Source organism: Glutamicibacter uratoxydans (genome assembly GCF_050753455.1).
Classification (GTDB): Bacteria; Actinomycetota; Actinomycetes; order Actinomycetales; family Micrococcaceae; genus Glutamicibacter; species Glutamicibacter uratoxydans_A.
This window is the reverse complement of record NZ_CP192736.1, coordinates 3,023,797-3,035,590: the sequence shown is the minus strand read 5'-3', so window position 1 is coordinate 3,035,590 and position 11,794 is coordinate 3,023,797. Positions and strand designations below refer to the sequence as shown.

Annotated in this window: 8 protein-coding genes and 1 riboswitch; of the genes, 4 read left to right on the top strand and 4 right to left on the bottom strand. The window is 57.8% G+C overall.

Annotated features, from left to right (window positions below; all coding sequences use genetic code 11):
* Positions 1-530: 530 nt before the first annotated feature.
* The 4 genes from cycA to ACQQZ8_RS14060 form a co-directional block, all read right to left on the bottom strand.
* A complete protein-coding gene (gene cycA, locus ACQQZ8_RS14075) occupies positions 531-2,012 on the bottom strand; it encodes a D-serine/D-alanine/glycine transporter (protein WP_431710430.1) in 1,482 nt (493 codons plus the stop codon).
* A gap of 266 nt (positions 2,013-2,278) precedes the next feature.
* Positions 2,279-2,376: riboswitch (glycine riboswitch) on the bottom strand.
* A 308-nt stretch (positions 2,377-2,684) separates the two neighbouring features.
* Positions 2,685-4,850 carry a heavy metal translocating P-type ATPase gene (locus tag ACQQZ8_RS14070; protein ID WP_431712202.1) on the bottom strand — a complete coding sequence of 722 codons (2,166 nt, stop codon included), beginning with the start codon at positions 4,848-4,850 and terminating at the stop codon, positions 2,685-2,687.
* Between the two features lie 110 nt (positions 4,851-4,960).
* Positions 4,961-5,272 carry a heavy-metal-associated domain-containing protein gene (locus ACQQZ8_RS14065; RefSeq protein WP_431710429.1) on the bottom strand — a complete coding sequence of 104 codons (312 nt, stop codon included), beginning with the start codon at positions 5,270-5,272 and terminating at the stop codon, positions 4,961-4,963.
* A gap of 35 nt (positions 5,273-5,307) precedes the next feature.
* The gene (locus ACQQZ8_RS14060) at positions 5,308-5,637 is read right to left on the bottom strand and encodes a metal-sensitive transcriptional regulator (RefSeq protein ID WP_431710428.1); all 330 of its coding nucleotides are present in this window, start codon (positions 5,635-5,637) and stop codon (positions 5,308-5,310) included.
* 301 nt (positions 5,638-5,938) lie between these two features.
* Here ACQQZ8_RS14060 and murJ point away from each other — a divergent pair, with 301 nt between their 5' ends.
* The 4 genes from murJ (at position 5,939) to ACQQZ8_RS14040 (ending at position 11,678) form a co-directional block, all read left to right on the top strand.
* Positions 5,939-7,672: a murein biosynthesis integral membrane protein MurJ gene (gene murJ / locus ACQQZ8_RS14055; protein ID WP_431710427.1), complete on the top strand. Its 1,734-nt coding sequence runs from the start codon at positions 5,939-5,941 to the stop codon at positions 7,670-7,672.
* A gap of 82 nt (positions 7,673-7,754) precedes the next feature.
* Positions 7,755-9,020, top strand: coding sequence for a carbamoyl-phosphate synthase (locus ACQQZ8_RS14050; protein WP_431710426.1), 1,266 nt, complete (start codon positions 7,755-7,757; stop codon positions 9,018-9,020).
* 62 nt (positions 9,021-9,082) lie between these two features.
* Positions 9,083-10,318, top strand: a complete 1,236-nt coding sequence (locus ACQQZ8_RS14045) for a CynX/NimT family MFS transporter (protein WP_431710425.1) — start codon at positions 9,083-9,085, stop codon at positions 10,316-10,318.
* Between the two features lie 169 nt (positions 10,319-10,487).
* Complete coding sequence (locus ACQQZ8_RS14040) at positions 10,488-11,678, top strand: sensor histidine kinase (protein WP_431710424.1); 1,191 nt, start codon at positions 10,488-10,490, stop codon at positions 11,676-11,678.
* The last annotated feature ends 116 nt before the right edge of the window (positions 11,679-11,794 follow it).

Below are 11,794 nucleotides of genomic sequence, written 5' to 3'. Positions count from 1 at the left end.
GCGACAGGGATGGGTCTATGCACTACGACTGGGAATCGGGTCCAAACGAAGGATATGGATTCACCGTGTCGGGCTACGGGCACGAGCCAAGTCATGAACATCATCTTGAGCAGATTCGTGATTTTCTGTCTGAGATTGATCCCCAGACCGGGTACCTCTAGGAAAAATTAGTGGGCTGCGTAGGCCGTTTCTGTGATCAAGCAGCATGAGCAGTCTAACGAGGAAAATGCTTTTGGCACGCCTCTCACCAACCGCCAGCCCTAGTTGACTCACATGCACCTTCTCTACTTCTTTCGACTCCATAACATCGTCCAAGCTTTGAAAGAGCTGGATCCGTATTCCTACGCGCGGCTCATTAAGTCGATTCCGAGGGCATCAAGTGCAGACTCAATCTACCGTCGTGCCAACGTTCTGAGCCGGTATGCACAGGGCAGAAGGTGAAGGATATCGCTGCGAAAAGTGCAGTACTCAAGGAGATCATCTTGGAAACTTTCGATAAAGCTCCCAAGATGACCATTGTTGAGGGGTGCTTACTCGTTGCGCTCCGCATTGCTGGCACCGGCTAATGGCCGGCCGGACCGGTATGCTGCGGCCAGCTCGCGTTCCTCGGCTACTTTGGCCTCATGGGCTGCCCGCAATTTTGCGTGTAACGGGTTGCGGCGTACCAAGCCATAACCGATCGCTAGGATGAGGAACCATATCGGGGTGACCAGCAGAGCCGATAAAGTATCGCTCTGGGTAGTCAGTGTCCAGAGGATGAAAGCAAAGAATGCGAACACCACGTATGGCATGAATAGGCCGCCGGGCATCTTGAACTTGCTGCTGGCGTGTAGGTGTGGACGGCGGTGGCGGTAGACCAAGTAGCTGGCCAAAATAATAGACCAAACGAACATGAAGCAAACCGCGGCCACCGTGGTCACCATGGTGAAGGCCTCGATCACCGAGTCGCCACTGTAGAGCAACACCACACCGGCCAGCAGGAAAGTGCAGGAGAACATCAGCGCATTGCGCGGAACCTTGCGCTTAGTGAGGTTGGCAAAGGTCCGCGGCGCATCACCTTCCATAGCGAGACCACGAATCATGCGTGAGGTGGAATAGATCCCGGAATTCGCGCTGGAGGCGGCGGAGGTGAGGACCACGAAGTTCACTACTCCAGCTGCCGCTGCCAAACCGGCTAGGGCAAACATGCCCACAAACGGGGAAGCGTCCGCACTATAGGTGTTCCACGGCTGCACGGCACAAAGGATGATCAGCGCGCCCACATAGAACAGCAGGATACGAATGGGGATGGAGTTGATGGCTCGCGGCAAGGTGACTTCAGGGTTCTTGGTTTCGGCCGCGGTGGTACCGACCAGTTCGATTCCCACGAAAGCGAACACAGCGATCTGGAAGCCTGCGACAAAACCCATAAATCCGGTGGGGAACATGCCACCGTGTTGGACGAGGTTGGCGAACGAAGCGGTGGCACCGGCATTCTCAAAGCCGGTCAGGATCATAACCAGACCGGTGACAATGAGTGCGCCGATAGCGATGATCTTAATGAGGGCGAACCAGAACTCGGTTTCACCAAAAGATTTCACACTCGGAAGATTCAGGGCAAAGAGCAGCAAAATACACGCCAGCGCCGGGATCCACAGTGGTAGATCACCCCACCAGAAGGCCACATAGTAGGCAATGGCGACCACATCGGCGATGCCGGTGACGATCCAACAGAACCAGTAGGTCCAGCCGGTAAAAAATGCGGCCCAGGGTCCGAGTAAATCGCCGGCGAAATCCGCGAAAGACTTGTATTCCAGATTGCTCAACAGCAATTCACCCATGGCGCGCATGACGAAGAAGAGCATAAAACCGATGATCATGTAAACGAAGATGACCGAGGGGCCGGCGACATTGATGGTTTTGCCAGACCCCATGAATAGGCCGGTACCGATGGCCCCGCCAATGGCGATCAACTGAATGTGTCGGTTGGATAACCCACGTTCAAGGTGGGCTGAAGTGTCGGTGGTGCTCATGACTGCGCCTTCCAAAGTGCTCGGGATGATTCCAGGAGCGCAGGAAACGGAAGCAACCCGGTGTGGCTTGGCTACCCGCGGTACGATAACTGCCGCGGGTCAAGCACTCTGGGAGGAGTGTTCCGAATCGGCGCGCTACGAGGCTGCGCTATTCGTGGCTCCTCCCCATCTGTAGACGAACCTGAGAGTTTTCGTCCGAAGCCGAATCGGGCCGGGACTTGCTCCTTCGGTGGGCAGGGGATGAACCTGCCGCTTTCCAGATGTGCCTCTTTCTGGCGGTACGGGTACCTGAGAGTTTCCTGGGGAGGAATTGCTCCTACGGTGTCCGCCCCTGGCCGGGGTGGATTTCTCCCGCCAAACTTCAATGGCGCGCAGTTTGTGACTGCGCTCACAGTATGCGTGGTGCGTACTCAACAATGCAAGCTCAAGAGCCATAAGCTCGTCATAAAAGACTCACGAGGAAATCCGGTCTGGATGGCGGCCGATTCACCGCAAACTCCCTCTTACGCACGTCATACCCGAAGTAAGTCGAACGTAGGAACTTACTAAGTCTAGTTATTCGAGGAGCGGAAGTGCGGCATTTTGCCTTGTAAAGACCCGTTTAAGTTGACGCGCTCCGGGCCGCTCGGGAAATACCCGCTACTGACCCGGAACGCGCTGGACCTGTGTTCGTTATTTTCCGAAGGAGCGCAGCCGTAGCGAGTTCAGCACCACCAGAATCGAACTTGCCGCCATCGCCGCCCCGGCAATCATGGGGTTCAGCAACCCCAAAGCTGCGATAGGGATGCCAGCGGTGTTGTAGGCAAAGGCCCAGAACAGGTTGGTTTTGATGGTCGACAGCGTCTTTTCCGACAAGGCGATCGCCTCATGCACCTGAGCTAGGTCGTTACCCATGAGGGTGATTTCAGCGGCCTGAATGGCCACATCGGTTCCCGATCCCATGGCAATACCTAGGTCCGCTTGAGCCAGTGCCGGGGCGTCGTTGACCCCGTCGCCAACCATTGCCACAACCTTGCCTTCGGCCTGCAGCTTGCTAATGGTGTGGGCCTTGTCGGCTGGGAAGACCCCGGCGAAGACATCTTCGGTTTTGATGCCCACCTCGCTGGCCACCTTTCGGGCCACTTGAATATTGTCTCCGGTCAACAGCATGACGCGTAGGCCGCGTTGTTGCAGTTGGGAGATCGCCTTCGCGGAGGAGTCTTTCACCTTATCGGCTACGGAAATCACGCCCACAAACTTACTATCCACCGACACCAGGATCGCTGTTGCCCCGGATGCCTCGGCCTCATGCAGTTTCTGCATCGCCGCTTCATCCAGTGTGGTTCCTTCGGACTCCAGCCAGCTGTAGCGGCCCACCACGATCTTGTGACCTTCGATGATGCCCTTCACACCGCCACCGGGATCCGAATCAAAGTCGCTGACCTCGGCCAGCGGGCCAATCTTCGCTGCGGCGCCGGCGATGGCTTGGGCAATTGGGTGCTCTGAATGATGCTCGACCGCACCGGCCAAGGCCAGCACTCGATCTGGGTTGACTCCCTTAGTGGCTTCAGTGCCCAAATAGCTCATCACACCGGTGGTGACAGTGCCAGTCTTATCCAGCACGATGGTGTCCAACTTGCGGGTATCTTCTAAAACTTCTGGGCCGCGGATCAGGATGCCTAGCTGGGCACCACGACCGGTCCCTACCATCAGCCCGATTGGAGTGGCCAAACCCAGCGCACAAGGACAGGCGATCACCAAGACGGCTACCGCAGCGGTAAAAGCAGCCAGCATGTCATTGCTGAACAGCCACCAGGCGAGGAATGTGACCACGGCAATGATCAGTACGATCGGAACGAACACTGAGGAAATTCGGTCCGCGAGACGCGCGATTGGAGCCTTGCCGGACTGCGCTTCGGAGACCAGCCGCCCCATCTGGGCCAAAGTGGTTTCCGAGCCTACTCGGGTAGTCTCAATGACCAGCCGACCCGAGGTGTTGACCGTGGCTCCTGTGACTTCGTCTCCTTCGCCCACACGTTGCGGCACTGATTCGCCGGTTAGTAGTGAGGTGTCAATTGCGCTGGCGCCTTGGCGCACAATCCCGTCGGTCGCGATCTTTTCGCCCGGACGCACCACGAAGTGATCACCGGGGTTCAGCTGATCGGCCGGGATGCGTTCTTCGGTTCCGTTGCGTAGCACTACCGCATCTTTCGCCCCCAAATTCAGCAGGCTCTTCAACGCATCTGAGGCGCGATTTTTTGCCCGGTCTTCCAAGTAGCGTCCGACCAGCAGGAAGGTAGCCACCACGCCCGCGGTTTCAAAATACAGCGAGTGATCATGCATCCCCCCACCGGTGTGGCTAGTCATCGTCGGGTTGCGGAAAAGCTCGAAGACGGAGAAGAAGTAGGCGGCGAGCACACCGATGGACACCAGCGTGTCCATGGTGCTGGACAGGTGTCGTGCGTTGACCGCGGCGGCCTTGTGGAACGGCCAAGCCCCGTAAAACACCACCGGCGTGGACAGTGCCAGCGCCGCCCATCCCCAGTGCGGGAACTGTGCCCCGGGAATCATCGAGATGATGAAAAGTGGAACCGTAAAGATCAGTGAAAAGATGACCCGGTTGCGCAGGTTGCCGTGATCCACGTGTTTCATCCCGCCGTGATCATGGTTCTGCTGTTCGTTGCGATGCACTTGGGCTTGGTAACCAGCTGCGGCCACCGTTTCAAGCAACTGTTCATCGGTAATAGACTCTGGGACGCTGACCCGAGCATTTTCCAGTGGAAGGTTCACCGTGGCAGTGACACCCGGTAGCTTGCCCAGTTTGCGTTCCACCCTGTTCACACAGGAAGCACAGGTCATCCCCTGAATATCCAGGTTGACGATGCGCTCGGAAGCATGCGGTTTGGCGTTGGTTGGCGTAGACACGAGGATCAGTCCTTAGAAAATTGTGGTTCGCGAGCCGGAAGTGTTTAGCGGGAGATCCCCACGATCTGGTAACCGGCCTCATCGATAGCGCCGCGTAGCGTGGCATCATCGACTGCGGAAGTCGCGGTGACAGTGGCTTTCGACGTTCCATTGGCGACCAAATCAACGTCCACCGTGGTGACGCCGGCGAGCTCTTCCAGCTCCTCGGTAACGGACGCGACGCAGTGGCCGCAGGTGAGTCCGCTGAGGCTCAGCTCAATGCGCTGAGTTTCGCCCTCCTGGCTGGGGCGGGAAGAAATCTGTAGACCTTGGTTCTCGCTGGAGCAGCCGCAACCGCAGCCTTGCTTTTCAGTCATTGTGATGCCTCTTCTGGGATAGTCATTGTCGAAATTTAGCGCAGCAGCCGGGAGATGGCTGCGGTAGCTTCGGCTACCTTGTCCTGAACGATCTGCTCATTGCCTGTGGCTACGGACTCGTTGGCCGCGTTGATCACACAATGCGAAATATGGTCACCGATCAGCTGCACACTGACCTTGTGCATGGCCGCATTGATAGCCGAAATCTGGGTGAGGATGTCTATGCAGTACTGATCCTCATTGACCATGCGAGCCACCCCGCGTACTTGTCCTTCAATGCGCTTCAAGCGGCGCAGCAGTGCGTCCTTGTCTCCGGCGTAGCCGTGTGTGTGCTGCTCTTCGGTGTCGGTGATCTGCTCTGCCATACCCTCAATATACCCCTAGGGGGTATGGGTTATCAAGGGTACTGGTCTGTGGTTCGGGTCGCAATGTGATCCGCTTCGTGCCACTGCGTGGGCGTGCTGTGAGATGCTGAGCCGCAAGGGTCGTTACAATGAGTGAATGTCGCTGGCCGAACCGGTGACCGTCGACTGGAAAAAACCAATCGACGCCGCAGGCGCCAGTTTTAGCGAACCCCCGCGAAGCTGCTCGAATCCGCCAGCCGACTATGGCTAGACGGATGCCCCGGGCACGGTGTCGAAGTAGAGGGTGAAATTTTTACAGGACATGTCCCAGGAATCAACTAGCCAGACCCAGGATGCACAGGCCGCAGAGCCCAAGGACGCATCCGGGCAGCGAAAACACTCCTCGAAGGTCTATGCCCTAATGACCTCGGGTACCTTGGTTTCCCGAATTCTGGGATTCGTGCGCACCGCCTTGCTGGCGGTCGCCATTGGTGCCTCCACCTCGATGGCCGACATTTTCGAAAAAGCCAATGTCATTCCGACCATCATCTTCATGCTGCTGGCCGGTGGCATCTTCAATGTGGTGCTCGTTCCCCAGTTGATCAAGGCTTCCAAGAGCAGTGACAATGGGCGAGCCTATACCTCGAAGCTACTGACGCTGACCATCGTGGTAATCGGCGTGGCAACGATCCTGCTGACCCTGCTCGCCGGGCCGATTATTAAGGCCCTGACACTGGGCTGGACTCCGGCGATGCTCACCCTCGGCACAGTATTCGCCTACTGGTGTTTGCCACAGATTTTCTTCTATGGCGTGTTCGCGGTAGTGGGGCAGGTGCTCAATGCTCACGGACGCTTCGCCGCGTTCATGTGGGCTCCGGTGGTCAACAACGTGGTGCAAATTGGTGTCATTGGTGCTTTCATTGGGCTCTTTGGTTCCTACTCCGCGGATGTGGACCAGCTGGCTCAGTGGACTACCGCTAAAACCGTGTTATTGGCTGGCGGTTCCACGTTAGGCATCGTGTTGCAGGCCGCAGTGTTGTTCTGGCCTTTACATCGCTTGGGACTGAAACTGCGCCCGGACTTCTCTTGGCGGGGTATGGGTCTACGCCACGTGGGTAAACTGGCGGCTTGGACGCTGGGCTCAATGACCGTGGGCAACATCGCCTCGCTGGTCAATTCCCGCTTCGTCTCCGCAGCCACCCCGGCACGTCTTGAACTGCCCGACGGAGGCGCTTCGGTGGCCGGTGAGTACGCGCTGAACACCTCGCAACTGATTACCGTCCTGCCGCATTCGATCTTCGTGCTGGCACTGGCCACCATGTACTTCAACGAGTTCACCAAATCCTTCCAAGCACAGCGACGGGATCAGATCGGGCCGCTGCTTTCGCGCGGGTTACGCACCTCGGCGGTGCCGGTAATATTCGCTAGCGTCGCCTTTATCGTTCTGGCTGGCCCGCTCGGCCGACTCTTCGCCGGTAGCTCGGAAACCTCCATGATGCAGGGTGCCGCGATAGGGCAGCTCTTGCTCCTCACGGCCCTCGGGCTGCCGTTCAAGTCCATGCACTTTTTCATCTTGCGAGTCTTCTTTGCCGACGAAGACACCAAAACACCGATGATCATCCAAAGCATTATTGCCGGCCTCTGCGTGATTCTGGCCTTCGCCGCGTCGGTGTTCCTGCCAGCCACCCAGATCGCGGCCGCAGTGGCTGCGATCTACGGCGGAACAAACATCCTCTCGGCGTATATTGCGCACCGGCTACTAGTCAAAAGGTATGGAGACTATGGCAGCCGACACGTGATGGACGTATACATTCGCATCGGTGTCATGGCCGCAATCTCAGCAGTGGCCGGAGGCCTCACCCTAGCCCTGCTAGGTGGCTACAATTGGGGCTTTGCTTGGTCTTCAATCCCGGCCGCATTTATCTCCATCGCCGTGGTGGGCGTGGTGATGCTGGTGGTTTACCTCATCCTGTTGCGGCTGATCCGAAGCCCCGAGCTGGATAGCTTCCTCGGGCCATTGGCTCGGTTCATTCCGAATCTGCGTCGTAGGAAATAAGAGCGAAGGCAGCTTCGGCACGTGGCGTATCGCTCGTGGGGAGATGCACGGTGCGGCATGTCTCAGTTGATAGTTTTAGGCTATGCGCATTCCAGCTGAACAGCCCTTCGTCCCGGTCATTCTGGGCGGAGATATCGGAACCTACTCACTGGCCCGTGAGTTCCACGAACAGTACAACGTAGTCTCGGTGGTCATTCCCTCGGTACTGACCGGGATCACCCGTTATTCTCGTATCCTTGATGCCAGACCATTTGCTGAGCAATCCGACGAAGCTGGATTCCGCGACTTTGTCACCCAGCTGGGTACCGAACTCTCGCCGACGGAAACCGGGAAGCGCCCACTGCTGCTGTTAGGCGGGGCCGATCCGCACATTCGCTTTATCGCCCGCAATGCGCAACATTTCTCCGAACACTTCACCGTGCCCTATGTGGGGGAAGACCTACTGGACCGGACCACGGGGAAGGACGCCTTCTACGAGTTGTGCCGCCAGCTGGAGGTGCCCTTCCCGCGAACCATCGTGCACGACTGCGCCACGACGGCATCAACCAGCGACCTAGAAGCGGCTCTGGAAGCCGAAGGGATCGCATTTCCAGCGATCGTGAAACCGTCCGATGGGGTGGCTTGGGGTGAGACAGAGTTCCGCGGCAAGAAAAAGGTACACACCGTGGCTTCTGTAGCCGAACTTAGCTCGCTACTCAACACGGCCAGTCAGGCTGGTTACGGTAACACGGTAGTGGTGCAGGACCTGGTTCCCGGGGGAGATAGCGCTATGAATATCGCCACCTTCTTCTCGGACCAACAGGGCAAGGTCCGCTTTGCTTCCTGCGGTAGCGTGATTGTCGAAGAGCACGCTCCTGGCGCCTTGGGGAACTCGGCCGCTATTATCGCCAAACCCAACGAGGCGCTGGTTGAAGACGGGATCCGGATCCTCAACGAATTGGGCTGGACCGGGTTTTCAATGTTTGACGTGAAACTCGATCCGCGCGATGGCAGCTACCGCTTCTTTGAGCTCAACCCCCGTTTGGGCCGCAACCATTTCTACATTTCCGCAGCTGGGCATAACGTAGCCCGCTTCTACGTGGAGGAATACCTCGAAGGTGGATTGCGTGAACCGGCAGAGTTCGAGCAATCAACTAACGAACACCTCTACACGATTCTGCCATTGCGTTTGCTGCGCCGTTTCGTCCCTGAGCAGCAGCGACAACTGGTGAATCGGCTCATTAAAGTCAAGGCCTACAGCCACCCACTGAACTACCGCAAAGAAACCGACCCGCGACGCTGGTACTACATTGCGCTGAGCGCAGTGAACCACTATCGCAAGTTCAAACGTAACCCACCCACCATGTGAACAGGCGAGCTGTCCTAAGGCAGGCAGAGATTAAAACACCGACACGTCTTAGGATGAGCTCAATGAAGAGTAATCAGCCAATATTGCCCCGAGGGTTTGCGCCGCTGCTCATAGTGGCAATGATCCTGGCCGCGGTGAACCTGCGCCCAGCCGTCACTTCTCTCGGAGCCCTATTGGATCCGGTGATTCACGGTCTTGAAATGAACGGCTTCGTGGCTGGGATCATCACCGGTGTTCCACCCTTGTGTTTTGCTCTGCTTGGTCCCTTGGCACCTCGCTTGGCCGCTAAACGTGGACCGGAGCTGGTGATTCTCGGTGCTATGGGTGCCATACTTGCCGGCATCCTCCTGCGTTCACTGGCGCCGACCACCTCGCTCTTCCTGCTCTGTACCGCGTTGGCGCTGGCCGGAATCGCGGTGGGAAACATCTTGATGCCGGTACTGGTCAAAAAATGGTTCCCACACAAGATCGGGCTAGTCACCGGCAGCTACACCACGGCGGTCGCGCTCGGCGCGGCAACGGTTGCCGGTGTGGCGGTTCCTCTCAACCAGGCCATGGGTGGACAGTGGCGTGTAGGGCTGGCGATCTGGGCCTTGCCGGCACTGGTGGCCTTGGTGCTTTGGGTGGTGATCTACTTTGGCTTGCGTGCACACATCCGCGAGCAGCAGCAACCCATCAAGCCACGGGTGACCGGCGCTGGCGAGCTGGGATCGATGCGTAAGAATCCGACGGCATGGTGGGTGGCGATTTTCTTCGGCACGCAATCCTCCGCCGCCTACATCTTCATGGGCTGGGCGCCGAAGATCTTCTCCGACTTTGGCGTGGACCCACAAATCTCCGGTCTCCTGCTCGCTCTCCTGCTCGGGGTGGGAGTACCGCTATCTTTCGTCATGCCCGCGTTGGCCGGCCGATTCACCAACCAAGGTCCGCTCGTGTGGATCACCGGTACGGCGGGAATGCTGGCGGTTGTTGGTTTGCTGGTCTTTCAAGCTCAGGGTGCCCTGCTCTGGGCGATTTTGTTAGGAATTGCCGGAGCAAACTTCCCGCTAGCGCTGACCATGATTGGATTGAAAGCTCATACCGCCGCCGGGGTGGCTAAGCTCTCGGCATTTGGGCAGTCCGTGGGGTACATGATTTCCTTCCCCGGACCCTTTGCCGTCGGTGCGCTGCACGAAATCACTGGGTCGTGGACCGCCCCCATTGTGCTCTTGGGTGTTCTCATGGTAGCCCAGACCGTGGCGGGGATACAGGCAGGCAAGCCCCGTTATGTGGAGGATCATCGCCCCGTGCGGGTGTAATTTCCCAAAAGCTGCGGGGTGCGCTGCGGAGGTGAACATCCAGCTTTTGAAGGAAAGCAGGGCACGTCGAGGTTAGCTGCGGCATTAACCGAACCGACGATGACAGAAATACTTCCCAGTAGCATCCGGTGTCTGCGCTTCACGCCGGTGAAAGTCATAGACTGGGAACGTGGATCAATCAGGCAGTTGGCGCGTCACCGGTATTCTGTGGGCTGTAGTCATATTTCTTGCCATGATTCTGCTGTCATTGCTGGCCGAACCCCACGCTTGGTCTGACCCGCAGTGGCTCACCCACCTTCTGCTCACCGGTGGCTTCGCCTTGGGGTTTGCCGCGCTGAGTCTAGCTCGCCGCAGTGTTCCGCGGATAACTCTGGTCCTGGCCGCGTTGGGGGCCGGGGGCTATTACGCGGCTGGTCTGCCAAGCCTCGCGCTGGCTCCGGCGCTGATGGTGATCCTCTTTGCCGTAGTGATGGCCGGGCACCAAATCTTTGCCGGGGCGGTGGCTGTGGGAATCTACTTGGTCAGTAGTGTGCTGCGGATTCTCGCCGGTGAGGAGCCGGATACCGTACTGGGCTACGAGCTCGTGGCCAGTCTTGGGCTGGCGGCGGTGGCGATGGTGCTCGCCCAAGCCGTCCTGTATCTCCGCCGAGCGGAGGCAGCCGAACGCAAACTAGTCACCAGCACTCAAAAACTCGACGACCTGAAATCGAAAGCCAGAATCAAATTCGATGCCGACCGGCAATGGATGCAAGAGCGCTCCCGGCTGTATCTCAATGCCCAGGATGAACTGGCGCACCACTTGGCCGTAGCCACCCTGCATGGAAACGCAGCCCTAGAGCAAGCCAAATCTGGGCAACCAGCAATTGTTAGTCTGGAGTATATCCGCGAGTCCACGCGGAAGGCCCTGATGATTCTGCGACGCAGCGTTGATTCGCTCAGTGACACCGATGCGTCGAGCCGCACCGCGGGCTCGCTAGGCAATATCGTAGAACTGGTGTCGAGCTTGCGTGATGCGGGGATCAGGGTGGATATGAATGCCCCCGGTGTGGATCTTGATGATCGGCTACCGATCTTGCTGATGCGCTTACTGCGCGAAGCGGCCACTAACGCGGTAATTCACGCGGACACCACGCATCTAGTGATTTTCCTGCGACCGCAACCACCACAACAAAACCGCAACCTGTGGCATGTTTCGGTGCGTAACGACGGGGTAAGAGCACGCGGTAACCAGTTCACCGGTGGGGACAGCCTGAGCAACTTGCGGCGCAAGATTTTGGAATCCGGAGGCAGTATGGAATGGGGACAGTTGGGAAACAACTTCCTGATTTCTGCCGAGATATTCCAAAAACGCGAGCAATGACTCGGCGGGCAGGTAGTGTGCTCTGCCCACCTGAAACTCGCAATACGTTGCTTTGCTCTGAATTGAGCAGCAAAAGATCTCAAACGGAATCGTTAGCCGTAGCTGGATAACTCAGC

Coding starts and splice junctions, on each gene's coding strand:
- murJ (WP_431710427.1), top strand. CDS start 5,939: ATGTCCCAGGAATCAACTAGCCAGACCCAGGATGCACAGGCCGCAGAG.
- ACQQZ8_RS14065 (WP_431710429.1), bottom strand. CDS start 5,272: ATGACTGAAAAGCAAGGCTGCGGTTGCGGCTGCTCCAGCGAGAACCAA.
- ACQQZ8_RS14045 (WP_431710425.1), top strand. CDS start 9,083: ATGAAGAGTAATCAGCCAATATTGCCCCGAGGGTTTGCGCCGCTGCTC.
- ACQQZ8_RS14070 (WP_431712202.1), bottom strand. CDS start 4,850: ATGACCTGTGCTTCCTGTGTGAACAGGGTGGAACGCAAACTGGGCAAG.
- cycA (WP_431710430.1), bottom strand. CDS start 2,012: ATGAGCACCACCGACACTTCAGCCCACCTTGAACGTGGGTTATCCAAC.
- ACQQZ8_RS14050 (WP_431710426.1), top strand. CDS start 7,755: ATGCGCATTCCAGCTGAACAGCCCTTCGTCCCGGTCATTCTGGGCGGA.
- ACQQZ8_RS14060 (WP_431710428.1), bottom strand. CDS start 5,637: ATGGCAGAGCAGATCACCGACACCGAAGAGCAGCACACACACGGCTAC.